The following is a 26,748-nucleotide window of genomic DNA, read 5'->3' on the forward strand; positions in this document are numbered from 1 at the left end:
CTTATACGGATAGCTTTTTTGTCATAAAAAAACCTGCTTTCGCAGGTTTTATAGAACACTTCGCATATATTCAATAATTGGTTCACGAGTATCATGGTTCAGACTTGAAAACTCAAGCACTTTTACATCAGGATATTCTTTCTTGACAGCACGTCGCTCATTCGCGATTTTATTACGTGACAACTTATCGGTCTTCGTTAGAACGATAGCATGTTCAATGCCATTGTAACGTGCGAAATCAAGCATCATAATGTCATCTTTACCAACGCCACGGCGGACATCAATCAAGATAAGCATCATAGCTGGATGACGTTGTTGGAAATAACTATCCATTAGCACACCATACTGAATTTGTTCTTCTTTAGAACGGTTCGCAAACCCGTACCCGGGAACATCGGTCAACAATAACTCATCATTAATATGATAAAAGTTAATGAGACGGGTCTTACCAGGACGCTGTCCTACGTACGCAAGACGCTTACGGTTTGTAAGTGCATTAATAAGGGATGACTTCCCAACATTAGATTTACCAACCATTACAATTTCCTTCTGTGTCGTTTCAGGAAACTGTGATGCAGATGCACATGAGATAATCAAATGTGCATCTTGCGTATTCCAATTAATCACTAAACAAGTGCCTCTTTGATAACCTGGTCAATGGTTTCAACCGGAATGAACTTAACGTTTTCTTTAACGACATCCGGAACATCAACTAAGTCTTTTTCGTTCATTTTTGGAATCACAATTCGAGTAATACCAACGCGGTGAGCAGCTAATGACTTCTCTTTTAAACCACCAATTGGTAGAACATTTCCACGAAGTGTAATTTCACCTGTCATAGCTATATCTGCAGCAACCTTACGGTTGGTAAGTGCAGAGATAAGCGCTGTGGTGAACGTAACTCCAGCAGATGGTCCATCTTTCGGAACAGCACCTTCAGGAACGTGAACTTGAATGTCATGTTTTTCAAAGAAGTCAGGCGCGATTTTTAACTCTTTGGCATGTGATTTCACATATCCAAAGGCAATTTCTGCAGACTCTTTCATTACATCTCCTAATTGTCCTGTGACGATAAGGCGTCCTTTTCCGTCAAATGAAGTTATTTCGATTGGAAGCACATCACCGCCGAATTGTGTAAAGGCAAGACCTGTGACGACACCCACTTGATCTTTCTTTTCTTTTTGTCCATACTCAAAGATAATTTGACCTAACCACTCAGAGATTAAATCTTTAGTGATTGTGACTGACTCTTTTTCATCTTTAAGAATTGCTAATACCGTCTTACGCGCAAGCGATGAAATGGTACGTTCTAGTTGACGCACTCCTGCTTCACGTGTGTAGTGACGAATTAAATAACGAAGCGATGCATCGCTAATTTTAAACTGCGATTTTTTCAATCCATTACGTTTAAGTTGTTTCGGAATTAAGTGTGCTTTCGCAATGCTTAATTTCTCTTCTTCAGTATAAGAGCTGAGGTTAATAATTTCTAAACGGTCACGAAGTGCTTCTGGAATATCACCAAGATAGTTTGCTGTTGCAACGAACATAACTTGTGATAAGTCATATGGCTCTTCTAAGTAGTTGTCAGAGAACAGTTTGTTTTGCTCTGGGTCCAATACCTCAAGCATCGCACTTGTTGGGTCACCCTTGTAATCTGATGCCATTTTATCAATTTCATCAAGTAAGAATACAGGGTTTACAACTCCTGCTTTTTTCATCCCTTGAATAATTCTTCCTGGCATTGAACCAAGATATGTACGACGGTGTCCACGAATTTCCGCTTCATCACGTACACCACCCAGTGAAGCCTTCACAAACTCACGACCTAGTGAATCTGATATGGACTTCGCCAAAGAAGTTTTACCAACTCCTGGAGGCCCTACAAGCGCGAGAATAGGAGCTTCGAGGTTCCCTGTCATTTGTTTAACAGCCAAGTACTCCATAATACGATCTTTAACTTTATCCAATCCAAAATGATCTTCATCAAGTTTTTTACGAACGTCATTAAGGTCTTGAATATCCGTAGTTTGTTGCCACCAAGGTGTCTTTAACAACCAATCTAGATAGGTTCGAACCACACCTGATTCACCCGATGCTTGAGGAAGCATTTCATAACGGCGAATTTCTTCAAGTGCTTTTTCACGAATGTGATCTGGATAAGGGTTGTTTTCTAGAAGTTCTCGGAACTCATCACTGTCTTCTCCAACATCCGTTGCATCTCCCAATTCTTCACGAATAGCGCGCATTTTTTCACGTAAGTAGTACTCACGTTGATTTTCTTCAACACGATCTTTAACTTTTTCATTAATTGTTGTTTCAATAGTTGCAAGGGTTTGTTCGCGTTGAATTTCCTCAATTATCATTAAAAGACGCTCATTAACATCAAGTTCTTCAAGTAATGCTTGTTTACGCTCAACTTGTAATGGGAAGTACTGTGCAAATTGATCACTCAATTGCGACGCTGACACTCCCAAAGTAAGCTGATTAATCAATTCAGTTGGAATCGTAATGTTTGCGGCGGATACTTTTTCGATTTCTGATGTAATACGACGAATAAGCGCAATTTCTTCATTTTCTGAACCGATGATATCCTCAAGGAGTTCAACAGTTCCAAAAAGCATTTTTCCATCATCTACGAGTTCACTGATACGTACACGTTGCAATCCTGAGAATGTAACACGTAAGAATCCTTGTTTACGTTTAACAGATTTAATATGGACTAAAGATCCATATTGGAACAATTCATCTTTCTTAGGATCGTCAATGAGAATGTCTTTTTGACTTACGAGTATGACGTGTCCGTTGAAGAATTTTTCTGCTTCATCAATCGCATTTATACTTTTATGACGACCTACTTCAATCATTATTTCCTGTTCAGGAAATACGATTACCCCGCGTGTCGCAACGACAGGGACATTCATAATTTTATTTTCTTGTTTTTCGCTCATAGCAATCCCTCCTTTTAGGATAAAAAAGACGCTAAGCGTCTTTTAATTAAGCACGAGTTTCTTTAACTAACTCGATTGCCTTACGAAGTAAAATGTCGTATGTTACAGCGTCGATTGAGACAAGTTCTTTAACTTGTTCGAGTTCGATTCCGTATGCTTCTGAGATCGCAGCAAATTCTTTTTCTACTTCCTCATCATCAACTTTTAATCCTTCAACTTCAGCAATTTTTTCGAGTGTTAAACGTGTGCGAACGCGTTTTTCTGCATCTTCACCCATTTGTGATTTAACATCTTCTTCTGTTTGACCTAAGATTTGTGAGTACAATTCAAAGTTCATTCCTTGTTGTGCAAGACGTTGTTGGAATTCATTGAACATTTGGTTCAATTCTTCTGTAATCATTGCTTCTGGTACATTGATTTTTGCATTATCTGCAACTGTTTGAACTAAAACGTCATTGACACGGTCTTCTTCAGCGTGTTGGCGGTTGTGTTCTAAGTTGTGTTTGATTGATGCTTTCAATGCTTCTAAAGTTTTAACTTCTTCATCATCTAACAATTCTACAAACTCATCGTTAAGTTCTGGCAATTGTTTTGATTTAATTTCATGTAGTTTCACTTTGAAAACAACAGGTTGTCCTTTTAAATCTTCAACATGGTAGTTTTCTGGGAATGTAATATTTAAATCTTTTTCTTCTCCAGCTGCCATACCGATCATTGCTTCTTCAAATCCTGGAATAAATGAGTTTGAACCAATTTCTAATGTATAGTTCTCACCTTTTCCACCTTCGAATGCAACGTCTTCTTTAAATCCTTCAAAGTCAATAACAGTTGTATCTCCTGATTCAACAGTTCCTTCTTCTTTAAGAACGAGTTCTGCTTGTTCTTCTTGTAATTTTGCAAGTTCAGCTTCAACATCTTCGTCTGAGACTGTGATATCTTCTGCTTCTACTTTAATCCCTTTATACTCACCTAATTCAACTTCTGGTTTTACAGTTACATTGAAAAGTAATGTGAGTGAATCAGCTGTCATCTCTTTAACATCTAATTCTGGTGTTGCGACTGGTTCTAATTTATGTTCAACCATTCCTGCAACAAATGCGTCATTTGCAATTAAGTTCATTGCTTCCATCATGACTGAGCTGTCGCTAATTTGTTTGCGTGCAAGTTCTTTAGGAGCTTGTCCTTTACGGAAGCCTTGAACCTCAACGTCTTTAGTTAATTTATCAACTGCTTTATCTTGTGCTTTTTTCCAAGCATTTTGTTCAACTTCAACAGTTAATAATCCTGTTGAGTTTTCGTTTAGTTTCCATGTAGATTTCATGTGTTCCTCCTAGTACGTAACTATTATAACATACCTTTTAGCACAGTCAAGCAATGAGTGCTAAAAGTTTTAAATCATTGATTGAGATAGCGATTTACAGTGTCCAAGATTGATTGCGCATCAATATTTTGGGCTTCTTCTGGAAATGCCTCTAAAACTTTTTGATCCAACTCATCAATGCAAAGCATGAGTAGGCTCGGATTTACAGATTCTAGCATATCACGAAGTGATGCTACAGTTTGTAAATATGCTTCACTGCCAATTGGATTTTCAAGTTTACGAATTTCAAGTGTGTACATTTTATTGTTCAAACGTACATCTATTGAAACATCAATATTTTGCTCCATCAAATAAAAGACTAACTGCTTTTTAGGCCAATCATCAATCAGTTTATCGCGCATAATATCCTCAAGATCATTCAAGACTGCACGTAAATTCATACGTTCGAGTGATATGAGTGCTTTTTGTTTCAGAGCATCATTCCCTTTCAACGCATCAAAAACCTCTTCCATTGACTCGAAGTAACGCGCTTTCGGGTTTCTATCGATTCGTAAGTTATCTCGTAAATCACGAAATACTTGGTCATACGGCTGAGGTATAAATGGCATTGAAAGTTCTTGGTCTAAAAGTGTCAATGCTTCTGCATGATTTTCATCAGCAATACATTGTCGAATCACTTCTAAACATGATTCATAGTAGTTATTCATACGTATCCTTTCATACTGTTTCATTTTATCATAAGTTGCGATATTTTGACATATCAATAGTTTTTTTATTCACCTTTGAAATTAATTTTCAATCATAGTGTATTTTATGAGATTTTATACCAAATTGTATTGACTTACAATTAGTTCAATGTTTTAATATAGGTGCATGCATGTGTAGTATATAACTAATAATGAATGTCTCTTCTCTATTAACAAAACTACACTTACACCAAGCGATCCAAGTTCGCTTGGTTTTTTTATGAGAAAAGCAGGATCTTAAGATCCTGCTTTTGTATTTCTTAATAACCAAACAATTGCACCCAATACCACTCGCCATTGCTTGCTTTAAAGACCGCAACACTTCCCATAGGGAAGTCTGAAAGAATATTCTTCCGATGTGTCGGCGAATTCATCAGTGCATCCATCGCCACATTTACTTTGTAGGCTTTGGTAGCGAGATTTTCAGCATAGATAATATCAGGGTTAAGACTATCCCATGCAGACCCATCAGGTCTTCTGTGGTCAAAGACTACCGAGATCTCTTGTGCTCTAATTTTTGCATAATCATAAAGTTGATTCGACCATCGTAGGCGACTTAATCCGTTTTGTTCCCGGATATCATTCATCGCATCAAACATTGATCGCGCAAGTCCATCATCGTAATTTCCTTGAGGTACTGCTACTTCTTGAGTTGCTGGTTGCTGGCCACTTGAATTTGATTCACTTGACCCTGCACTAACTTTAGTCCCAACAACAACGACTTCATCAATTGGTGCGGTCACTGTATTTTCTGAGACTAATGTTGTTGCAACGAACACATCCCCTTCATATTCATCGTTATATGTGCTTTCAAGCATTCCTTCAACACCTTCCACACTTACATACGAATCTTTTTCTTCACGCGTATCGTCATACACATACTGTGTATCAAACGCGATAGGTGTATTCTCTACACGACTCTTATATGTTTGGACTTTTTCTATTTTTTTGTCATCCGCTTGTGTGCCATTTCCAATTGCCGCATTTATGTTGCCTGAATGGGGGGTGGATACAGGAATTATATTTGGTTGGGATCCCTGTACGTTTGGAGATGTATTTTTCGACACCGAGCCTGCTAATAATGCTTCAGTTACCATCACGCCCAAAATGAGCGTAATTATTAACATGCTTCGTTTTTTCACGTTCTACCTCTTCTGTCCAAACATTGAATCGGTATAAGCTTACAATATCATAATTTATTTAAAAAAGCAGTTTAATGCTTAAAAAAAGAGGTATTTTACCTCTTTAAATCTATTTTCACACCTTGGATAAGATTTTCAATATCAATACGATTCACAAGAACTGCATCACCGTAGACAGTATGTGCCAAAACACCACTCGCTACGCCGTACGTTACGATATCCTCTGGTGCCTTGCCTTCAAGTATACCGGTGAGTGCTCCTACTGCAAACCCGTCACCACCACCAATACGATCTATTATTGTAAGTGGATATCGATCGGATACATTGTACGCATCATTGCTCACAATAAACCCTTGGATGGATTGCTCAAAGCGTTCTGTTCCTAAAACATATTCAAGCGCATAATGTTTCTGGAAAGCTTGCATCAATGTTGCTGAATCCCCGTCAATACCAAGTAATTTAACAACGTCTCGAGGACCCGCAAAGACTATATCTGCACGCTTGAGCATCGCTTCATACATTTCTTTGTATAAATGCATGCGATCATCTTGCCACAAAGATGGCCTGAAATTACTATCAAAAACAACCGGAACATGATGGTCTTTGGCAGTATCCATCAATCTTAGTGCAGTGTTATATGTGTTTTCGTTAATAAGCGAAATACCACAAATATGTAACATATCCGCATTCGCTACCACAGATTCCCAGTTTTCGAGTTGATAGTTCGCTTTCGCAAAAGAACTTTCAGTACGGTTCAAATATGTTACTTGGGAACTTCGCGCACCTGCCCCAAACTCAATGACGTATGACCCTAAATGATTCCCTGAAAAGTCGATATAACTATCTTTGATACCTAATCGTCGTAAATGCGATGCAGCAGCATATCCGACATTATTGTCAGGTAATGCAGTTAGTAAAGTAGTTTCAAAACCAAGACCATAAAGACCTGCCAAGACATTAACACCCGTTCCTGTAAACATAAAATCAAACGTCTGTGCTTGCTGAAGTGTTGTATACATTGGGGGTGCTAATCGCATCATGACTTCGCCAAACGCGACTATTTTCTTTTTCATTGGGTTAGTTTTTTCATTATGGCGTAGAGTGTCGCAACATCTTCAGGTCGAGTTGCTCCAGTTTCGGGATCAATGATTGATGAATAAACATGAGGAATCACGCGTTTAACACCTGCATCAAGTGCCGTCTTAACGACGATTTCAAAATTTTCTAAATCCAATCCGCCTGTTGGTTCCAACATAAAATCATATTCTGCACATGCTTCACAGACTGCTTTGTATTCTTCGAAAGTTGACAATCCATTCATTGGAAAGAATTTAATTGATGATGCTCCCATTTCTTGCATCATACGAATTGCCGTACGAATTGGAACGAGCGCTACCTCTTCTTCACGACTTTTTATACCTGTAGCAACATTTACATATCCTACTTTCCCAGATGGTGATACGAGACTATTAACAATCGTTTGATCTTGGCCTAGAAGTCCGCGTGTATATCCTGTTGCTGTAAACATTTGATTAATATGTTGAGGTTGAATAATCTCAGAGATTTGAGCAACCATTTTCCATTGCCCTGGATCGCCAGCTCCCAATCCTACAGATATCGCATTATCGGTTGCACTTTGATAGCGTTTCATATCTTCAACCGCAGCTTCAACCGTTGGATAATTCTTGGACAATACACCTACTAATACATGCCCTTCCGCAGCCTCTACGAGTGCTTGAGCATTTTCTACTGAATTGGTTAAGACATTCAGTGCCAGTCTGTCGTTTAAATATTTCACATCTAATGTCATTATTTTAATCCTCCATACAGTGTTTCTATTGCCTGCGCAATTTCTTCTAATTCCGTTTCACTTACATCACGAAGATCCACCTCGATTATGCCTTCATTTTTTCGATAATCGCGAGTATATATTTTGGGATCATTTTCTTGTAACGCTTTCGTAATTTGCATTGCATCTTTGGCATGTGTAAATGTAATTGATGCACGATAAATTGGGCGACCTGCACCGTCTTGAACACTTTCAGCACTCACACCATCAAGTGCATTCATCCGAGCCAAAAGTGGTGCCATGAACGCTTCTTGCATCGCTTTGGTTGCTGGTTGACTCTTTTTGAAGTGAAGTAACGCAGCCATTAGTCCGAATATCGATTCTTTTCCCACTTTCATGACTCGACCAATCCCTTGCCCTTGAAGTTTAAGCAGGTCAATAAACGCTGCTTTTCCAACAACAACCCCTGACGTAGGTCCTTCAAGAGCTTTTGTTCCTGAATAGATTACAGCATCTGCACCTTTGTTTAAATAAAGATTTAAATCGCTTTCTGCTGCAGCATCAACGATTACGGGTACTTTATATTTCTGTCCAAGCTCAACGACTTCTGCAAGTTCAAGCATGCCTTTTTGTACTGCATGGTGTGATTTCACATAAAGCAGTGCAGCTGTGTTTTCTGTAATTTTTGTTTCAAAATGTGCTTTTGTGCAAGCATTTGCGAATCCTGCTTCAATGATCGTACCACCACCCATTCGGATTGGTACCTCGATAGATGTTCCGTAATCTACAATATGCCCTTTCGCAATCACAATCTCTCGCTTGGTAACGTTAGGTGCATAGGGATTAAGTATTACATCCAAGTTATCCTGGGCGATTGCTGCAGCAACGGTCTGTGCAATGCCAGAAGATGCTGAACTCACAATCCATGCCGCCTCAACGTTATAATTCGTTTCAATCCATTGACGCGATTTCATCATCAAATCAGACATAACATAAAAATTCTGAGAGCCATCGCACATTGCTTCTGTTACTGCATCTGATAATTTAGAGCCACCTAAGATGGTCATTTTACCAGATGCATTAATCACTCGAGTTAACGATAATTCGTTTCGGATTTGACTCATAATTCAATATACTCTCCTTTAATCACTACAGCCTCTACTTGAATTCCACGTTCTAATGTTCGTGTCACATCATGAGAATCAACCAAACTCTGATGGATTGCTTGTTCCTTAAAAATCGTAAGATCTGCATAATTACCAACCGCGAGGGTGCCTAGTTTGGGAAGGCTCATAATCTCTGCCGGTCTTACTGTTACCATCTCAATTACACGTTCTAGGGAATAGCCCACACTTAATAGTTTATTCATTGTATGTGCCAAACTATAAACGGGTCCTTCGACGCGGTTATGATGGTAAATATCGCTGCTAATCGTATCGCACAACAAACATTCTTTGAACGCTTGCACTGCTACATCAAAACTAAAGCTTTCGCGGCCATGACCAATATCAAAAATGACACCGCGGTTGTGTGCATCCCACACTTCTTGGCGAACTTTTCCGAGATGATTTAAAATTCCATTCTCTTTACCGTTAAAGATGTGAGTCACGATATCCCCTGTTTCCAAACGTGTCAAAATATCAACAAGTAGCGGTGGATTTGACCCAATATGAACCATTAATGGTTTCTGAAATTGTGTCTGAATGGATTTTGCGATTTCCAATGGAACAATCCCATTATCCCCAATTACAGATGCACTCATACGTACTTTAAACCCAATGACAAAATCAGGATATTTCATAATCGCTTGATCTATCATTTGGATGTCGATGTTGTTTAAGTCAGCGAGTTCATTTTGAGTTTTAATGCCTTGTTTTGCAATATTTATCATTGCATAGACTCGAGTTTTTTTTAATCGTGTATCGGCATAGAATGTTCCAATATCAAGGGCACCGGTAGTTCCTGCATCAATCACTGTTGTAACGCCTGTTTTATAACCAATTTCATCTGGATCATCATAATACAAATCCATTCGCTCGTAGCAATGTGTGTGCATATCAATCCATCCTGCGGAAATATAGTTTCCGTCAAGATCGATAATTGATGAATATCCACTTTCGTTAGTGGGATTAATTGCAATAATTAATCCATTTTCAACACCAATGCTAATTGCCTCACCATTCACGAGCTTTCCATTTTTATAGAGTCGCATTATTTCACCCCTTTATAACATTATAATGATATCACATTATAGGATGTTTGAGGTATCATTTATCAAAACAATTTTTCCGTTTGTTTGTTTTCGCTCAATTTTTTCATGTGCATCCCGAATAGCCTCAACCGACATTGGAACAATTTCGCCAATGATTGGGTGAAGGCTTCCATCATCCAGTCTCGCTACGAGTGCTTCCAATACCTCCACCGATGATTTATTACTAAAGAATCGAACTTTATCTGACTCAACAACTTTTCCAACTATCGTGACAATACTCCCAGTCTTATTCAACACATCTATACTTTTTATCTGAGTATCATTTCCAATCGTATCAAACACTAAATCAATGTTAGATACTACCGTCTCGAATTGTGTTGTATGATAATCGATTACTACATCCGCACCAAGTTCCAACAAGCGGTCATGGTTCTTTGTGGATGCTGTAGTAATTACAAATGCACCTACTTGGTGTGCAAGTTGAATCGCAATACTTCCAACACCACCCATACCGCCATGGATAAGGACGCGTTGTCCTTGTTTTAAGTTACCATGGATAAATAATCCTTGATAGGCAGTAGCTGCAGCTGTTGGAAGTGTCGCCGCAGATTCATAGTCAATGCTATCAGGAAATTTTGCTAGGCGATTTTGGGGTACCACTGTAAATTCACTATAGGTTCCTTGATCCTTAGGCGCAGGATCGCCTACAACACGATCGCCAATTTTAAATTTGGAAACCGCCGAACCCACCGCGATTACATCCCCTGCCACATCACGTCCTAGGATTTTGGGAAAGTGTTTATTTGGAAAACCTAGCATCAATCCAGCTCGGATTTTGGTATCAATCGGATTTACGGATACTGCCTTCACTGCTATTAATACTTGGTCAGATTCAACTTGTGGAATCTCTAGTTCAATTTCATGCAGTGTATCAACACCGCCAAATGTATCGATTGCGATTGCTTTCATAATTTCACCTCTAGTATTATTTTAGCACATAGATTCAATCTGTCATCACCCGTACTTCAGACACTTACTTTTTATGAGAATTAACGTTTGGGGTCATCATAATCACAAGGACATGGATTTACACCATAGTAGTTACGAGGCTCAAATACGCATAATAAAAAAGGCCCTCATCATAAGGCTATGATGAGGGGCCATTACTGACTGCTGATACGATTTTAATGACGAACCTTATTCTAGTTCTTATCGAATACTTTCGTGATGAAAGTAATGCAAAGGAAACCTGCAATACCAAAGACTAAGCTCAATAGTAATTCCGGAATTGATCCAAATGATATCTCCGCGAACATACTTATGCAAGATCCTAAGATTAGCCCGAGTATTGAAACATACACAGTTTCTTTGTGATTTGCGATAGCATATTCAATGAATCGCGTAAAGAAAATGACACCCAGTAATATTCCCAAAAGTAATGGAAATAAAAACTCTAAATCAAATGTTGTGATACTTGTTAGGGTTTTCTCGTAAATTCCAAAGACAAGAAATAGATAGGAAGTCGATAAACCTGGAAGAATTAGGGCAACCGATGTCGGAATCCCAATTAAAACCAGTGAAACAAAGCGGAACATACCACTTGCTTCCATAATATTGACCAAACGTCCTTCTGTATAAGTAAGAAGCATCACTAATAAGAACGACACAACAAATGCCATGACATGTCCAAAATCAATTTTAATTCCTTTTAGTAACTTACCAATTTCTAAAACACCACTGAGAATAACACCCAGGAAGAATGTCATCGCATAACCACTATACAAGGATAAAATGATACTCATAACCCCTGCAAAAAGCGTGATTCCGGTCAAAATTCCGAATGCCATAACACAATAATATGCTAGTCTATAGGGTTTAAATTGTAGTAATTGGTTTAATGCATGGATTGCATCGTCAAAGACATTAAGAATAATCATCATCGTCCCGCCGCTTAATCCCGGAACTAAAAATGAAATTCCAATTAAAATGCCTTTGATAAAACTTTTCGTATACGACATGTTACTTTCCTTTTATGTTCATCACAAAAATCCCTGCAACAATTAATGCGATTCCAATCATTTTCCAAACCGTAATACTTTCACCAAGAAAATAGTGTGAACCGGTTAAAATTAATATATTTATTACCGCAACGGATAATGGATAAATAAATGATAAATCAGATTTTTGGACAATTAATAGCCAAAGAATAAAGCTAATACCATAACATAGAATTCCTAAAATCGATTTAATACTGAGGGACACGGATAGTACACTATTGATGTACGTCGCTCCCTGTGTTCCTGCTGTGCCGCCTAATTTAAACAGAATTAAACCAGCTGTCGATAAGATTACATATATGATAAATAAAATCATAATTCAGACTCCTTGTTCTCGCGTGCTTTCATCAAAGACACTTCTTGTATTAGTGTTTTTGAAAGTAATTTTTGTTTGTGAATTGTCATATTTTGTTTAAATATAATGATTAGCATTACAAGTAAACCTGCAAAGAAGACAAAATTTGATGGTGTTTCAAATCCAAGTGTCATTGATAAATCCATCGGTATTGATGGAAACAATGAGCACAAGAAAATTCCCAAAGCCATGATGAGCCAAAAGAATCCATCACTGATTCCAAGTTTTTGTTTTTTTAATGATAAGATAACGATTACTAATATTAGCAATGACGTTATCCCTAACACAATTCTTAAACTGTCTGTCATCTGCTACCTCGCCATACTTGCAATTATTATTGACAAGCCTACTTTGATCATATACTTAACAGAATTTAATGCGCGTATTGATGAGACACCAAACTCACGCTCAAACATTGTTACACCAACTTCCTTGACCGTATAGCCACGTTTGATGACATGAACAATACTTTCTGGCTCTGGATATTCCGTTGGGTATTCATCAGCAAAATACTCGATTATGTCGCGGTTGCATGCGCGATTCCCCGATGTTACATCGAGGATTCGCTTACCTGTTGTGATTTTAATCAACGTTGATAGAATTGTAATCCCAACACGTCTCATAAAGGATGATTGAAATTCACTACTGCTATCCGAGACAAAGCGAGATCCAATTACAAGCTCACCCTCCTTGGAAACAATTGCGTCGATAAGCGTTTGTACCGAATCAATATCATGTTGACCATCACCGTCAAATTGAATTGCAATATCATAATCATTGTCTTTCGCATAACGGTATCCGGTCTGAACTGCACCACCGATTCCTAAATTCTTTACAAGCGTCACGTGATTGATATTGTGTGCCTTCAAAAGCTCGTCTGTATTATCCTTGGATCCATCATTGATGACCACATAGTCAATATCAGGCCGTGCTTGGTTGATTTTTGCAACTAGTGAAACAATGCCTTCGCCTTCATTATAGGCTGGGATTATTAGTAAGACTTTCATTTCGCACTTTCACCTTTCGTTTAATGAATTCATAGAATGTTCCCAGTTCAACCATCAGTGCCACAATCATCAGGAAATGAAGCGTGGCCGCATATCGATTAAACGAGAATGTGAAACTATAAATTATAAGGTTACCATAGTACAGCGACCCGAGTAGGAACATCAATGTTCGCGTTTTCTTCGAAATAAAGAATCCAATCATTGTTGCTAGAATTCCCACTTTGATTAAGCGCGGATGGAATGTACCTAAAGTCTCGATACCAAACACTGAATGCCAGTAAAAGTAGGATTCGACCATTTCTTTTGGTTTAGAATAAACGGTGCTATAAATGTAACTTTTCAGATTTTCACTACGCCATGCATCAAGGCGGGCACTTGCAAAGAGCGCATCATGCTCTAACGCAAAGTACTTACGCATATAACTTGGTGTATAGGTATCCGTTTCAGGATCGTAATACCCTTCACGAGCCTTATCGAAATCATCTTGAATACTTTCTAAAAATCCTTCATCTCGCGACGGATCTGGATATCCATAGCCTTGATAAGTCCCTAAAAGTGTTGGATTCCCTGCTCCATATGTAGTCGGGATAAAATGATCAAATTGAATATAGTTACGAATTGTCCATGGAATCAGGAATGCAATAAGAATCGAGAACATAATGAGTCCATGTTTGAACCAAAGCTTGATTGGATATCTTTCTAAGAGCAGATAAATAAAAGCAAATGCCGGATACACACCAAAGTTCGCTTTCAATAAGAACCCAAACATATAGTAGAAACTAACCCACAGTAAGTCTTTCAACGAGCGAGACTTCGCTAATTTTATGGTATAGTAGACCGCAAATACAAACGCAAATTGAAATGCTGATTCCGTAAGGACAAGATTATCCATCCAAATGTATGGCGGAAGTATAAAAAATAGCATACCCAAATAGCCAAACAGCGGTTTTGCATACATTCTAATAATCGCATAAACTCCGGCTGCAGAAGCAACACCGAAGACAAACATCAAGATTCTTCCGAGAATAAGCGTTCCTTCGAACGTTCTTCCAAAGATTGACAGAATTGCTAACATCCACGTCAAAAGTGGCATAATCTGAGCACTACGGACTCCGTGCATAATGAGCTCTCCTGTTTTAGCAAAGTGCATACCACTCAAAACATAGTTTGCATCATCACTATCGAGATTGTAAGTAGCTCCTAGGTCAAAGAAAGCCGCTACCCTCACTGCAAATAATAAAATAATAATCCCCCAAAAGATATATTTCTCAGTCGTCATTTCCTTAAAATATTTTTTCACGATATTCACCCCATGTATTTATTCACGTATATTTTATTATAACATATTAACTTTTTATATACATAAGTTCATAACTTTCATTTGAATCAAAAAACTTTATCTTATCATTGATTTTAGAGGTTCTTATCGAGCACTTATACCAGGCTCAACGCACTTCGATCCGACATTACTGATTTTCAACGGAAAACCTGAAACGAGATAATTCTAGAAGGATATGGCATATCTTTTTGGATTACAAATTTGTTTTCCCCTATTCTAGAATAACCCCATCGTCCCATACAATACATCATAAAAAAACACACCAAAGGTGTGTTTACTTATCTTATTGGCGTCCTCGGAGGGATACTAAAAATAGAGATTTGAGCTGATGTTAAATAGTGTTAAACGCCACTAAATAGTGCGTTCTAGTTAGTTGTGATTTTTCGATATATTTACTTGTAGGGGTTATGTAGGGGTTTTTATTCATTTATTATTTTCTGATAATTGGATTTATTATTACCTAGCCACCTCTACAAAGAACAATAAAAAATGCAATTATTTGCTTTTAGTCATAAATACTGATATACTAACATTAATATATGACTAAACACATTAAATAATACCTAACACCTGTTATTATATGAGACATATTTTAGAGGGAGGTATTTTTTTATGGAATCAGGAAAAGTAAAATTCTTTAACGCTGAAAAAGGCTTCGGCTTTATTATCGTTGACGGATCAAACCAAGAAATCTTTGTTCACTTTTCAGCTATTGCTGAAGAAGGTTACAAATCATTAAATGATGGACAAGCTGTTTCATTTGACATGGTCGAAGGCCAACGTGGAATGCAAGCAGAAAACGTACGTAGTTTATAATTTCGGTACACAGCTAAGAAGGAGCAACTGCTCCTTCTTTTTTTTATTAGTCTACATCTATTTACCATTATATATTTAGAAGTTATCAGTTTTTATGTCAGATTTTCATATTTATTTTTTCATTAAACTCTAATTCAATCAATCCGTGATGAGGTTTTCTTTGACTACTTGGTGGGAAAGAAAGGTAATCTCCGTATGTGTTATGCAGTATGAATTGATAATTATTAGGGATGGGTAGCAGTATCTTTTCAAAAGCATAATAAGAAGGTCTAAGATGATCATGTATTCGCCTTCTGTATTCTCTGTATGTTTTAAATCCCTGAGTCATATGCGTTACAAAATCTGAATCCCTATGTGTTTCATTGTACTTCGTCATGACTTTGGTTTGTATTTTGTTTAACTCTTGCATTGAATTAAGAGCTAGAGGGCAATGTATCTTCGCTCTCTCCCATAACACTTTATCATTATCCCTGAGTAATTTAACGCGCTTTAATTTCGCTTCTTGTAGAATGTTAATTTCTTCTTCATGCAATCTTATTGCATCAATTGAGGATGGCATAACATCATAAGGGAATATATCAATAAAAATTCCATGATGTACATCGAGATGTGACCATTCTTCTTGTAATGCCTTCGAATTGTTCAAACGAAGGCGGGTAAATGAATGGACATATTGCGGGTCAGTGTCATAATTTTGAACAAAAATATGCTCATTATTCCATTGCTTAGTCAATTCTAAAAAGACATCGTAATCCCATCTAAGCATCGCTATATCTATATCATCATCCCAAGGAATGAACCCCCTGTGTCTTATTGCGCCAATAATTGACCCAAAATCCAGTGTAAAGGGAATCATGTGTTTTGAACAAAAATCATTAAACTCTTTTAACAAGTACAGTTCGTTTAATTGCAACTTTCTAATCAACTCTTTTGATAGCGTTTGATCGGAAACAATCATATTTTAAGACCTCCTTTTAAAATCAGAAATCCATAAATATTAGACTAATTAACCTTAGTATATCACTATTAACTCAACTAACCTAGTCATAGGTCACTACAGTAAGTATTATAATAAAAAAACACTCTCAGTTAAGAGAGTGGATGATCATTTTTTCTTCTAAGGTCTTCTCGGAGCATAATTTGGTTTCTCATAGTTAAGACAACATATGCTTCTCTAATCACCAGAAGAATAATTATTGATTGGTAATTGTCAACAAATAATTTACTCAAAATAAAATAGAATAAAACTACATCTAACGCAATAATCAAACCATCTAAAATTTTCAATCTCGATCACCTCTAACTAGTCTAATACCCTGGGTTGGCATAATAGTAGTAAGTATAATATTTGCTACCTGTAAACGATTGATTTCCAACGTATGTTATCATCTGCCAAGTGTTTTTTGCAGCTGGTGCAGCTGAGTGTAAGGCTTCCCATTTATTTGTTTTTACTGGAGCTAGATATTTCCCAGCCACGAATGCGACTACCCCTGCTGCAACCGCAGCAACAAGAACGGCTTTCACAAATGTCAATGTAAATGCTGCTTTTATCGCAGCCACGGAAAGTTGACCAATAGAGCTTAACTTTGTAATTGCAGTAGTAAGTCCTGCGCTTGTTCCGATAAATGCAATATTTTGATTATGACTCGTATTCACGACCCCAATAAATCTATCAGCTCTATAACCTGTTGTGGGAGGAATCACATCCCAATACGCTTGTGCCATTTGTCTCGACTCCACTTCAGGAGCTACCACATCTTCGACAAATATTTGACTATAATTAGATAAGTAAGTTGTTATCGGATATTGAGAATTATCTAAAGACTGCTCTGTAACAGCTTCTAAATAGTCTTCAGGTGAATACTTATAACCCGAAACCTTAACATATGAGTCATCTTTAGCATGAATTATTTCTATTTCTTCTCCACTATTTTTTATAACAAACCTGACACCTTCACTGTGTTCTGATGCAGTTATTAACTCATCGGTAATTTTCCCCTCTGCACTAACAGGAATGACCATACCATAAATCAAGTAAGTTTTGTTAAGGAAACGTTTACATTGTAGTTTTTAATGATTAATATGTAAAAAGCGCCTTGGAGAAAGGGCGCTTTTTGTACCAAATAATCCCCACCGATCATTTGATTTACAGTTATATACATATTTCTTTATCTGATTAGATAAAAGAGTTGAGAGACAGTATATAACCACTAGTGAATGTACTGATCAAGTACATCAGGAAGAAAGGAAGTTCTTCATTGTTCCTTTATCAAATAGCTATTATGGAGAATGCTATTCAACAACAAAAGTATACGACTAAATATATAAAAAGATGAATGCATTTTGCTTAAGTTGTTACTTTTATTGACTATATTGTAAATCTATAAAAAAGAAGGGCAACCTTCTTTTTTCACAAACTCACGGGAGTAGGTCAGATTCTAACACTCCAGCGAGCGTATAATGGCTGTATTTTAGATACGAGATGTAATTATAGGTATACAACCACATTGAACATAGCACATTACTATCTAGTTTCTATTGCGCTTCTATTGTATTACTCAATGAACACGAAGAAAAAAGACCACTTTCATAAAAGAAAATGGCCATTTTTTAGTTTATTCTGTTTTTTTCATAATGAGTTTTCTTAATCTTATCGATTTCTTGCTGATGATTATCCAAGCGTTTGTCTTGTTCGTCATCCTTATCATCTTTGATTTTTTGCCATGCAGTTAGGTTTTCTACAGCATTTGCAAATTTAGCAATTGAAATTGATAACTTGAAGATACTTGTGACTGTAGGAATAGCAACAAGTACAATCATTCCCATAAATTCATAGTTGGACATAGAACTATCCTAAAATCTCATTCACTCTAGATTGGACCTCATCTGCATCATATCCTTCTGCACGTAGCTTGTCATAGCGAGCTTGACCATTTCCATAGTCGCCACGAATAACTGCGTTCGCTACATCATTAATTGATTTTGTAGGCGTTACTCCGCCATTGATAATGTCTTGGATTGCATAGTAGTCATAACCTGCATTTGTGAGTCGATTGTATCGATCATCACCATTACCCCAATCACCACGCATAACTTGTGCTGCAATCTGTTCATTTGATTTAATAATTGGTTCAGGTTTAGGAGTTGGTGTTACTTCTTGTGAAGTTCCATTTAATGCAATCTCGTAGTATTTGATAATATCACGAACGATATGGTTCATTCCTTTGCGTTTGTAGAACGTACCGCACGATGTGTGTACAAACTCACCATGCAATCTTACGGTCTTTGTGGACGGATACAAGCCCAATTGAGCCATTGCATATCCAAGATATTTAACGAAGTTGATGTAACCCTCTTCAATATTTTTTTCAACTAACTCAATTCCGATTGAACATTGGTTAATATCTTCATCTCCAGCATGGTGAGAAACATCACTGAAGCGTACAGTTTCATATACTTCATTTGCATCAACTACTGCATTGAATGAATTAGTGCCATCGTTGTTCGCGAGGTTTGCTGCTTCATTAACTGCGGGCGCGTCATTTGCGGTTGTATGAATAACAACCATTTCAATTGGTTTACGATGAGCGGCACTTGATGCTCGTGTGGATCCGTAAGCGGAACTTACTTTACTCGTAAAGTTTTGTTTAACTGTTAGTCCTACTTGTTTAGCGTATTCTGCGAATTGTAACATTACTTGTCCTCCTGGTACTCATAAGTACCGCTTTCTGTTTTAATTACTTTATTTTCATCAATAGTTGTTGGTTGTTTAAAGATTAGTAGAAACAGTTCAAAGATATCTTTCACGTATACCGCGACTGCTCCCATGATTATCACTGTAACGGCTTGTACGAGAGTTAAACTCGTTCCATTAACATTGACACTTAAATCATTACTTAGAGCTGCCATGACGGACAGAACCGCGATTCCCATGTAAATTAGTAATCCTTTGTACAATCCACGTTTCAGATAGTTCCAATTTAATTGATTAGATTGTTGTGCATGACCTGCACCAAGTAAATTCTTCGCTATAATTGCTAGCGGTAATGATGATAAAGCGACCCACAATGGGTCGCTCTTAATGAATAGTATGATTTCGTTCATAGTTTCTCCTTTGATTATTTAGTATACGTGACATACAAATGAAACTCTCCGCCTGCACCTTCAGGTGTATCAATCCACCCTTCATTAGATACACGGAATACTGCTGGTTTTGTAACTCCTCCGCTCGTTGTAATTCCAACCGCACGAATAACGCTACTAGGTGCTAAACCACCTTGAATCCATCCGAGTAATTTTACTCCTCCACCAGCTGTAAATACTCCGACAAGTTCCAATGTAACTACTCCATTTACTTCTGTAACTCTTCCAAGACCAATACTAGATGCACCAGTTCCTTGCGTTATAGCATATCTTCTTTTTGGTGAGGCCATTAATGTCCATTCCAGTGAAGATGCGTTATGGTTTACAGTTCTAGCCCATATCCCAACATTTGAATACAATAACTGAAGATTCAAGTTGGCGTCTCGCTTCACATTAATTAATGATATATAGTTCGCAGGATAACCAAGAGAGATACCGTCTGGGCCTATGTAGTAATTTGATCCTTCGAGGTTCAATTGAGCCTGTCTGTCATCACTTGGAATTGTAATATGAGGGGAACGCATTAGACTATTAAGGTGAGCAGTAACCCCATTCCCCCAATTTGAATCGAACAAGTCGGTAGTTGCTGGGTCATTGTCTTTAAATATGTAACTTAAAAAGCTTTTCATTGGCATGTACAACCTCTCTTTCTTTAAGCATCTACAATTGCTTTAACAAAACCATTTGAATCGACGGTTAATAGTTTTCCTTTTAAACTTATTGCTTCTGTAGACATTGCCTTAGCAATTAGGTTCCTTGAATTAGTACTTGAACTTGAAAACACGTTTCGTTCTCCAACTACATAATTATTATCTTTCTTGTACAACGTTGTTATTTCAACGTTACCGTGATTTGTTCCGATTTTAATGTTTGATTTAACGATTCGATTTATCTTTCTAATACCGTTTACTTCTGCATTAATCATCGAATAATCAATAACATTTATTGTTCCGTCACCATTCAAATCATAAATGACTAAATCTTCCGAAGTTGGTGTTACGGTACTTTCCAGGATCATCTTCACATATGCAGCATCTGCTTTTGTGTAATCTCGAATATAATCAGCAGTCGTAAAATCCATGACTCCATCTATAAGACTGAAATTCCCAACGGAACCATTAGATATGTCGATGTAGATAGACTCCTGACCATTTCTTGTAACAACTGATAGTAGTTCTTTTGTTTTTCCCTGATCCATAATTTTCAACTTAGGACCATATGCTAGAATTCCTTCTTTAGCATTTATTTCTAATCCCGCATTGTGGATATCATGATTTATTCCATCAACACTACGTTCAACTTCTTCAATATCGATTTTAAACTTGTTATCTAAGACTTGTACGATTGTTTCAGCATATACACGTACTTCTTCAGAACTCTCTTTCCAAACTGAAGGTGTTCCTCGATTGAACATAATTTCAGTTAATGTAAGTGAGTTGCTATCGAGTGTCTCAATTTCAAATCGTGCATACATTGTTTCACTTGTTGGTTTGAACGATACTTCTTCATACTCATTGGCATCGTCAAATACAACGCTCGTTTTCTTCAATTGAAGCATGCCGGCATTAAACTCAATAATTGACACACTAAAACTTTGCATACCCAATTGTCTTTTTAGTCTCAATGAATAAATTTCGTTTGGAACTATATACGCAACCGGAGATAATGCTTTACCTTCAGTGAAGAACTTTAGAGCAGATTTAGATAGTGAATGAACTTTTTCCACGATGAATGTAGGAGTAATTCTACTCATTGGTACGTGAGGTGGCGAGAATGATGGGTACAATCCTGGTTGAGAAAACTCCCAGCCGTTGTACCCGAGTTCTCCATTAGCACCTAATATCAAATTCTGTCCGTTATCAAGTGTTCCTAAATCTTTTACCAATGCTGTTATCGCTTTATTAGATGACAAGTCTAGACTTGATCCAACGTCACTCGCTAAGTGATTTGTCGTTATAGATTCAGCTGATATAAAACTAGCATTGAACTTACCATCTTGAGTGAAGGCAAAATCAAACGGTCCTTCATAACCATTCGAAGAAAAACCTATCCCACCAAGACCAAATCTCCAAACGTTTAATGCATTCTCCTTAGGTAATTTATCGAGTATTAAGATTTCGTTATCATCGATATAAACAAATCCATTTTTATTAAGTGAATTAATCAAGTTGGTTTGATGATTTACTAATGCTTCTGTAACGGACATTTTTTGTACTGTTTTATTAATTAAGTCTTTTACTTCACCAAACTTCTTCTTTACATCTCGACTGTAGTTTCCAAATACAAGAGTTCTCACTTTTTTAGATATAACATCATAAGTATATTCTTGAACTTGAGTATTAAGTAATAGGACTGGATGTCTTACTACAATTAAATCACCAATATCTAGATTTTGCTGAACATCACTTTTAACAGTATAAGAAACGCGAGGAACTTCATTTTGTAACATGTACTTCCTTGCATTAGCCCTCAGTTCGGGAATCAAATTTTCTGGAGTTTTTTCATCTTCCTCAAACTCCGATTCAAAATGTACTGTTTTAGTGTAGGGTTGTTGATATTCGATTTCTGACAATAAGAATTTCTCAGGAAGCATAATTCCATCATAGCCAGTTGGATAAAGCTTAGTGACGACTTCGCTCCAATCTTCAATAACTTCAACACCTTGCAGGTCAACACCATAATTGAGCGTTGCACCCTTATCAATTGGTAAATCAATATTAAAACTAATCTCAAAGTTATCAGCATCAAATATGCCCTGCCAACGTTCTTCCATGATTGACCATGCTTCCAGTAAGTTTTTTCTTATGAAATACGCAGTATTAGAACTTGATACATTTGACACATAAGAAAACGGACTATCATTGTCCGCTCTCTCATCAATATAGTTAAGCGCTCCGATTGCGCTCATATTTGTAGGTCTCACATTATCGAGAAAGTATCGTTCCCCATCAAACATAACATGATCAGCTGTGAAGGTTATTTTTCGAGATGTTACCTTTAAAGTATTAATTCGAAATGCTTGTGGTTTAAGTTTAGATTTTGTTTGGATGACACACAACATATCTTTAGCGATTATGTCTTTGTGTTCAATTGAGCATTCTACTTCTATAAACCACCCATTAAGCGATTTTTTCTTTGTTTCAATCAGTTTAAAAGGATTGATAACATGGTCTCCGTTTGAAAGAAATTTCGTTTCATCAGAATTGAATAGTCTTATCATAACCACAAGTCCTTTCTTTTACATAAAATCAAAGCATCACCTGAGTGAATTGTTACAACGTTTTTCCCTGGATGAAATATTGGGAAATCCCATCCAATTTCTAAATTCCTATTTCTCGATAGTCCATCGTACATCGCATTTTTATTTTCACAATCAATATCAACATGTGCATCATGTTCATTAAACGTGTACTTAAACCGAATGCCCGATACTGTCATATCTACTGTTGAGTCTTGTTTCTTAACAAGTCGTAAAATTGGTTTTGAAGCTACGTTTCCGACATTGCTAAAATCTTCTACAAAATCATCATCAATTCTCCAAAATGGATCTCGATGAACAGATATTGAGAATTTCCTTAGAAACGCCATACGTTCCAGGTTAATAGCATCATAAGTGTTAATAAAAGTGTATTTTCCATCATAATCAAGCCTTAATTGACCTGTTAAAGTCTCAAATAGTAAATCAATTTTACTAATATCTAGAATCTGAAAATCAAGAGATGTCTTAAATGGTTCATATCCTAGATAATCAACAATGTTACTATCACGACCATCAATCGCTGTTATTTCTGTTTTTAAAGGGGCTCTTCCTAGAATTCTTGTTGGTTCTTCAATAACAACACCTAATTCTATTTCGCTTAAATCATTAAACTTAATCATTGGATAACCCCCAACAGTCTATCATCGACAAATTTACCGATACCATCGTCATCGATTGTGAACTTCATTAATCTCATTGCATTGGCAACTGCAGCACCTAATTTCTCATAATCAATAATACTTGTTGCATTGTGTTTTCCACTTTCTGTAAGTGGTACGACTGTTGATCGCCCTTGACTTTGCATTAATATCTCTGGTCCTGCCTCACCAACAATAGCTGCCCCTGAGAGCAAATCGCCTCCTGTTGCCAAGTAACTAACCATTGGAAAGTTAACAGAAGCTCCACCAATGCCAGGAACCCAACTAGGTACTCGAATTCTATTTAAAGAACTGAGAACACTGTTAATCAGGCCAATGATTCCATTGATTGGCGCTTTAATTATGTTTCCGATAGCATTAAACATAAGAGCAACAGAGTCTCTAACGGCAGTAAACATATTTAGGACATAATTCTTCATGTTTGCAAAAGCATTTTGTATTGACCAAATAGCGTTGTTAATAACACTAAAGATAGAATTGAAAACCCCACTAAAAAATCCTACAAGCGGTTGTACTACATTGTTTTTAACCCATTCAAAACCATTCATAAAGAATGCCTTTGTACCCTCGATAAACGATGATACAACTTGCTTAATTGAATTAAAGATTTCAGTCATTTTGAGTTGAAACGGCATCATAACATTTTGATTAATCCAATCGAATATGTTAGTAAAGAATTCATAAATCCCATTCAAGGTTGCAGTAACGTTTGTTTGAATTGTATTGAATGATGTTTGAAAAAACTCAACTACATTCGCAATCGTTGTTTCGATGTTAGTCTTTATCGTTTCAAATGCACCTACAAAGAATGCAACTAATGGCGCGATTACAGTTGTATAAATAGTCTCTAACATCATTGCAAGCACTGCCACAATAAGAATTGCAGCATTTTTTAAATATTCAATTGGTAATGCCAACATCTCCATTATTTTTGCAATAAATGCGTTGAAGTTTTCCGAAATGATTGCTATCCATTCAGTTACAAAGATTGAGATATTGTTAAATATTTCCTGGAAGAAAGTTTCAATACTTGCAAATGATTCAGTAAAAAATAGTTTGATTGATTCAATGACACTCGTTACTGAATCTTTAAAGTTCGTGAAGTGTTGACCCATACCTGAAATTACACCGCTAACTGTCTCTGAAATGGCATTAAACGTATTTATAGTGAATGTCTTTATTTCGTCCCAATATTTAACAACTACAACAACTAAAGCTGCTATAGCTGCACCAATTGCAACAACTGCGGCAACCGGCAAACCTAATGTTGCAGCAAACCCAACGACTGCAGCTTTTAAAGCAACAAATATTGGGGCAACTATTGGTTTGAGTGAAATAAATGCTTTCATCAATGCAGAAACACCATGAGCCATTTTTCCAATAATTATTAGCAACGGACCAATCGCAGCAACAAGTGATCCGATAAATAAAACAACGGACTTCATTGCAGGACTAAGATTGTTTATTGCATCAACTATGTTTTTCATGAAATCAACGAATGCTTGGACCTTTGGTAGCAATAAATCACCAAAAGAAATAGCTAAATCATTTACTGAGTTTTTTAGCAAAATCATTTGAGATTCTGTAGTAGCGTATCTTTGACTTGCTTCATCAGTTAGAGCCGTATTTTCTTCCCATGCTTGAGAACTTAGACCTATTGCATCACTAAATATATCACTGGCATTTGCTGAACGCAGTAAGGCATCTCGTAGACGTGTTTCAGAAATACCCATATCATCAAGAACTTTAATTGCCGATGCTCCGCGTTCATCAGTTTTGGATAATCCCTCAATGAATGCCATAACAGCTCCTGTTGCATCAGTTTTAAATTTATGTGCAAATTCATCTGCACTCATACCGGCGACATTTGCAAAATCTGCTAATGCATCACTACCTGTTTCAGTCGCAAGTTGCATTTCAATCATCAATTTAGAAAATGCAGTACCACCCGCTTGTGCTTCCAACCCTACTGAACTTAATGATGCTGCCAACGCTAATATGTCACTTTGGCTCATTCCAATTTGCGTTCCTGCAGAACCTAGGTTCATGGCCATTGCCGAAATTTCGGATTCAGTTGTAGCAAAGTTGTTACCTAAAGCTACAATGGATGATCCGAGCTTTGAGAAATCATTTTGAGACATTCTAGTTACATTCGCAAATCGAGCAAGAGTTGTTGCCGCTTCTTCTGCAGACATCGATGTTGCGTTACCAAGGTCAATCATTACTCTTGAGAAAGCTAATACGTTATCGGTCTGTATTCCTAGTTGACCGGCTGCTTCTGCAACTGCTGCAATTTCGGTAGTGCTTGCTGGAATTTCTTTTGCCATGTCTCTAATGCCTTGCTTAATGTCTGCAAGTTGTTTTGGAGTACCGTCAATAGTTTTATTTACTCCTGCAATTGCACTTTCAAAATCGACTGATGCTTTAATCGCTAAACCAGTAGCCGCAGCATAGGCTGCAGAGAATACCGATGCTTTCTTTCCAGTGCTAACAAGTTTGTCTCCAGTATCATCAAGTTTCTTTGCAAAATCTTTTAGATCGGCCGTTCCTGACTTAATCTCTTTTGAAGTTGCATTCATTTGCTTTTGATATCTACCGAGTTCTGCTTCCGCTTGCGCAACTGCAGCTTTTTTCTTTTCAATTTCAACAGTTGATGATTGTTCATTCGATTGAAGTTCTTTAAGTTCAGTCTTAAGGATTCTTACTTTGTCATTTTGGATATCATATGCCTGTGTAAGATACTGCATCTTGTCTCTTAATTTTTCAGATGTTTTTGTAGAACTATCCCATTGAGATTGTGTTAACCTGAATTGTTGATAGTTTTCTTTAAGAACTGCATTTACAGCCTGATTACTTTTAATAAAATCAGCAGAACCATCGGCTTTAAATATGAGACCAACTTTCTTTAAATCATTTGCCATTCTTTTTCCTTTCTAGTTCAATATGCATATCGAC

Annotated in this window: 25 protein-coding genes; 1 reads left to right on the top strand and 24 read right to left on the bottom strand. The window is 37.1% G+C overall.

All coding sequences use genetic code 11. The features are described from left to right. Positions 1-48 precede the first annotated feature (48 nt). The 15 genes from yihA to GVV19_RS09110 all read right to left on the bottom strand — a co-directional run bounded on the left by yihA (position 49) and on the right by GVV19_RS09110 (position 14,877). Positions 49-627, bottom strand: coding sequence for a ribosome biogenesis GTP-binding protein YihA/YsxC (yihA, locus tag GVV19_RS09040; protein WP_236262215.1), 579 nt, complete (start codon positions 625-627; stop codon positions 49-51). Further along, positions 627-2,948 carry an endopeptidase La gene (gene lon / locus GVV19_RS09045; RefSeq protein WP_159647142.1) on the bottom strand — a complete coding sequence of 774 codons (2,322 nt, stop codon included), beginning with the start codon at positions 2,946-2,948 and terminating at the stop codon, positions 627-629. Before lon ends, yihA begins: the two co-directional genes overlap by 1 nt. 46 nt (positions 2,949-2,994) lie before the next feature. Further along, positions 2,995-4,269: a trigger factor gene (gene tig / locus GVV19_RS09050; RefSeq protein ID WP_159638368.1), complete on the bottom strand. Its 1,275-nt coding sequence runs from the start codon at positions 4,267-4,269 to the stop codon at positions 2,995-2,997. A 74-nt stretch (positions 4,270-4,343) separates the two neighbouring features. Further along, positions 4,344-4,976, bottom strand: coding sequence for a DUF3196 family protein (locus GVV19_RS09055; protein WP_159647144.1), 633 nt, complete (start codon positions 4,974-4,976; stop codon positions 4,344-4,346). A 299-nt stretch (positions 4,977-5,275) separates the two neighbouring features. Further along, entirely contained in the window at positions 5,276-6,157 is an 882-nt protein-coding gene (locus GVV19_RS09060) for a G5 domain-containing protein (RefSeq protein WP_159641001.1), read from the bottom strand. A 95-nt stretch (positions 6,158-6,252) separates the two neighbouring features. Next, the gene (locus tag GVV19_RS09065; RefSeq protein ID WP_159647146.1) at positions 6,253-7,230 is read right to left on the bottom strand and encodes a sugar kinase; all 978 of its coding nucleotides are present in this window, start codon (positions 7,228-7,230) and stop codon (positions 6,253-6,255) included. Beyond that, entirely contained in the window at positions 7,227-7,967 is a 741-nt protein-coding gene (dagF, locus tag GVV19_RS09070; protein ID WP_159638360.1) for a 2-dehydro-3-deoxy-phosphogluconate aldolase, read from the bottom strand. Before dagF ends, GVV19_RS09065 begins: the two co-directional genes overlap by 4 nt. Continuing rightward, entirely contained in the window at positions 7,967-9,070 is a 1,104-nt protein-coding gene (locus tag GVV19_RS09075; protein ID WP_159647148.1) for a DgaE family pyridoxal phosphate-dependent ammonia lyase, read from the bottom strand. Before GVV19_RS09075 ends, dagF begins: the two co-directional genes overlap by 1 nt. Continuing rightward, a complete protein-coding gene (locus GVV19_RS09080) occupies positions 9,067-10,158 on the bottom strand; it encodes an amidohydrolase/deacetylase family metallohydrolase (protein WP_201288208.1) in 1,092 nt (363 codons plus the stop codon). Before GVV19_RS09080 ends, GVV19_RS09075 begins: the two co-directional genes overlap by 4 nt. Positions 10,159-10,194: 36 nt before the next feature. Next, positions 10,195-11,127, bottom strand: a complete 933-nt coding sequence (locus GVV19_RS09085) for an NADP-dependent oxidoreductase (RefSeq protein ID WP_159647150.1) — start codon at positions 11,125-11,127, stop codon at positions 10,195-10,197. A gap of 233 nt (positions 11,128-11,360) precedes the next feature. Next, complete coding sequence (locus GVV19_RS09090; RefSeq protein ID WP_159641013.1) at positions 11,361-12,176, bottom strand: undecaprenyl phosphate translocase family protein; 816 nt, start codon at positions 12,174-12,176, stop codon at positions 11,361-11,363. 1 nt (position 12,177) lies between these two features. Continuing rightward, positions 12,178-12,531: a DMT family transporter gene (locus GVV19_RS09095; protein WP_159641016.1), complete on the bottom strand. Its 354-nt coding sequence runs from the start codon at positions 12,529-12,531 to the stop codon at positions 12,178-12,180. Beyond that, positions 12,528-12,878, bottom strand: coding sequence for a DUF2304 domain-containing protein (locus GVV19_RS09100; protein ID WP_159641019.1), 351 nt, complete (start codon positions 12,876-12,878; stop codon positions 12,528-12,530). Before GVV19_RS09100 ends, GVV19_RS09095 begins: the two co-directional genes overlap by 4 nt. 3 nt (positions 12,879-12,881) lie before the next feature. Further along, the gene (locus GVV19_RS09105; protein ID WP_159641022.1) at positions 12,882-13,577 is read right to left on the bottom strand and encodes a glycosyltransferase family 2 protein; all 696 of its coding nucleotides are present in this window, start codon (positions 13,575-13,577) and stop codon (positions 12,882-12,884) included. Then, entirely contained in the window at positions 13,546-14,877 is a 1,332-nt protein-coding gene (locus GVV19_RS09110; protein WP_159641024.1) for an ArnT family glycosyltransferase, read from the bottom strand. Before GVV19_RS09110 ends, GVV19_RS09105 begins: the two co-directional genes overlap by 32 nt. Before the next feature lie 651 nt (positions 14,878-15,528). Between GVV19_RS09110 and GVV19_RS09115 the strand changes: the two genes are divergently transcribed. After that, on the top strand, positions 15,529-15,732 hold the full coding sequence (locus GVV19_RS09115) for a cold-shock protein (protein ID WP_159638344.1): 204 nt from the start codon (positions 15,529-15,531) through the stop codon (positions 15,730-15,732). 97 nt (positions 15,733-15,829) lie between these two features. Here the strand turns inward: GVV19_RS09115 and GVV19_RS09120 are convergent, their stop codons facing one another. From GVV19_RS09120 to GVV19_RS09160, 9 genes are all read right to left on the bottom strand, one after another. After that, complete coding sequence (locus GVV19_RS09120) at positions 15,830-16,690, bottom strand: LicD family protein (protein WP_159647152.1); 861 nt, start codon at positions 16,688-16,690, stop codon at positions 15,830-15,832. Positions 16,691-17,040: 350 nt separating this feature from the next. After that, on the bottom strand, positions 17,041-17,754 hold the full coding sequence (locus GVV19_RS09125) for a hypothetical protein (RefSeq protein WP_159647154.1): 714 nt from the start codon (positions 17,752-17,754) through the stop codon (positions 17,041-17,043). Positions 17,755-18,342: 588 nt separating this feature from the next. Next, on the bottom strand, positions 18,343-18,576 hold the full coding sequence (locus tag GVV19_RS09130; protein ID WP_159647156.1) for a hypothetical protein: 234 nt from the start codon (positions 18,574-18,576) through the stop codon (positions 18,343-18,345). A 4-nt stretch (positions 18,577-18,580) separates the two neighbouring features. After that, entirely contained in the window at positions 18,581-19,426 is an 846-nt protein-coding gene (locus GVV19_RS09135) for an N-acetylmuramoyl-L-alanine amidase (RefSeq protein WP_159647158.1), read from the bottom strand. Continuing rightward, positions 19,426-19,836, bottom strand: a complete 411-nt coding sequence (locus GVV19_RS09140) for a hypothetical protein (protein ID WP_159647160.1) — start codon at positions 19,834-19,836, stop codon at positions 19,426-19,428. Before GVV19_RS09140 ends, GVV19_RS09135 begins: the two co-directional genes overlap by 1 nt. 14 nt (positions 19,837-19,850) lie before the next feature. Next, on the bottom strand, positions 19,851-20,510 hold the full coding sequence (locus tag GVV19_RS09145; protein WP_159647162.1) for a hypothetical protein: 660 nt from the start codon (positions 20,508-20,510) through the stop codon (positions 19,851-19,853). Between the two features lie 17 nt (positions 20,511-20,527). Further along, a complete protein-coding gene (locus GVV19_RS09150) occupies positions 20,528-23,095 on the bottom strand; it encodes a phage tail spike protein (RefSeq protein ID WP_159647164.1) in 2,568 nt (855 codons plus the stop codon). After that, complete coding sequence (locus tag GVV19_RS09155) at positions 23,092-23,754, bottom strand: phage distal tail protein (RefSeq protein WP_159647166.1); 663 nt, start codon at positions 23,752-23,754, stop codon at positions 23,092-23,094. Before GVV19_RS09155 ends, GVV19_RS09150 begins: the two co-directional genes overlap by 4 nt. Next, entirely contained in the window at positions 23,751-26,714 is a 2,964-nt protein-coding gene (locus tag GVV19_RS09160; protein ID WP_159647168.1) for a phage tail tape measure protein, read from the bottom strand. The genes GVV19_RS09155 and GVV19_RS09160 overlap by 4 nt, the downstream gene beginning before the upstream one ends. Positions 26,715-26,748 lie beyond the last annotated feature (34 nt).

This window comes from Erysipelothrix anatis, assembly GCF_009828745.1.
GTDB lineage: Bacteria > Bacillota_I > Bacilli_A > Erysipelotrichales > Erysipelotrichaceae > Erysipelothrix > Erysipelothrix anatis.

Coding starts and splice junctions, on each gene's coding strand:
- lon (WP_159647142.1), bottom strand. CDS start 2,948: ATGAGCGAAAAACAAGAAAATAAAATTATGAATGTCCCTGTCGTTGCG.
- tig (WP_159638368.1), bottom strand. CDS start 4,269: ATGAAATCTACATGGAAACTAAACGAAAACTCAACAGGATTATTAACT.
- GVV19_RS09055 (WP_159647144.1), bottom strand. CDS start 4,976: ATGAATAACTACTATGAATCATGTTTAGAAGTGATTCGACAATGTATT.
- GVV19_RS09065 (WP_159647146.1), bottom strand. CDS start 7,230: ATGAAAAAGAAAATAGTCGCGTTTGGCGAAGTCATGATGCGATTAGCA.
- dagF (WP_159638360.1), bottom strand. CDS start 7,967: ATGACATTAGATGTGAAATATTTAAACGACAGACTGGCACTGAATGTC.
- GVV19_RS09075 (WP_159647148.1), bottom strand. CDS start 9,070: ATGAGTCAAATCCGAAACGAATTATCGTTAACTCGAGTGATTAATGCA.
- GVV19_RS09080 (WP_201288208.1), bottom strand. CDS start 10,158: ATGCGACTCTATAAAAATGGAAAGCTCGTGAATGGTGAGGCAATTAGC.
- GVV19_RS09085 (WP_159647150.1), bottom strand. CDS start 11,127: ATGAAAGCAATCGCAATCGATACATTTGGCGGTGTTGATACACTGCAT.
- GVV19_RS09090 (WP_159641013.1), bottom strand. CDS start 12,176: ATGTCGTATACGAAAAGTTTTATCAAAGGCATTTTAATTGGAATTTCA.
- GVV19_RS09095 (WP_159641016.1), bottom strand. CDS start 12,531: ATGATTTTATTTATCATATATGTAATCTTATCGACAGCTGGTTTAATT.
- GVV19_RS09100 (WP_159641019.1), bottom strand. CDS start 12,878: ATGACAGACAGTTTAAGAATTGTGTTAGGGATAACGTCATTGCTAATA.
- GVV19_RS09105 (WP_159641022.1), bottom strand. CDS start 13,577: ATGAAAGTCTTACTAATAATCCCAGCCTATAATGAAGGCGAAGGCATT.
- GVV19_RS09115 (WP_159638344.1), top strand. CDS start 15,529: ATGGAATCAGGAAAAGTAAAATTCTTTAACGCTGAAAAAGGCTTCGGC.
- GVV19_RS09120 (WP_159647152.1), bottom strand. CDS start 16,690: ATGATTGTTTCCGATCAAACGCTATCAAAAGAGTTGATTAGAAAGTTG.
- GVV19_RS09125 (WP_159647154.1), bottom strand. CDS start 17,754: ATGGTCATTCCTGTTAGTGCAGAGGGGAAAATTACCGATGAGTTAATA.
- GVV19_RS09130 (WP_159647156.1), bottom strand. CDS start 18,576: ATGTCCAACTATGAATTTATGGGAATGATTGTACTTGTTGCTATTCCT.
- GVV19_RS09135 (WP_159647158.1), bottom strand. CDS start 19,426: ATGTTACAATTCGCAGAATACGCTAAACAAGTAGGACTAACAGTTAAA.
- GVV19_RS09140 (WP_159647160.1), bottom strand. CDS start 19,836: ATGAACGAAATCATACTATTCATTAAGAGCGACCCATTGTGGGTCGCT.
- GVV19_RS09145 (WP_159647162.1), bottom strand. CDS start 20,510: ATGCCAATGAAAAGCTTTTTAAGTTACATATTTAAAGACAATGACCCA.
- GVV19_RS09150 (WP_159647164.1), bottom strand. CDS start 23,095: ATGATAAGACTATTCAATTCTGATGAAACGAAATTTCTTTCAAACGGA.
- GVV19_RS09155 (WP_159647166.1), bottom strand. CDS start 23,754: ATGATTAAGTTTAATGATTTAAGCGAAATAGAATTAGGTGTTGTTATT.
- GVV19_RS09160 (WP_159647168.1), bottom strand. CDS start 26,714: ATGGCAAATGATTTAAAGAAAGTTGGTCTCATATTTAAAGCCGATGGT.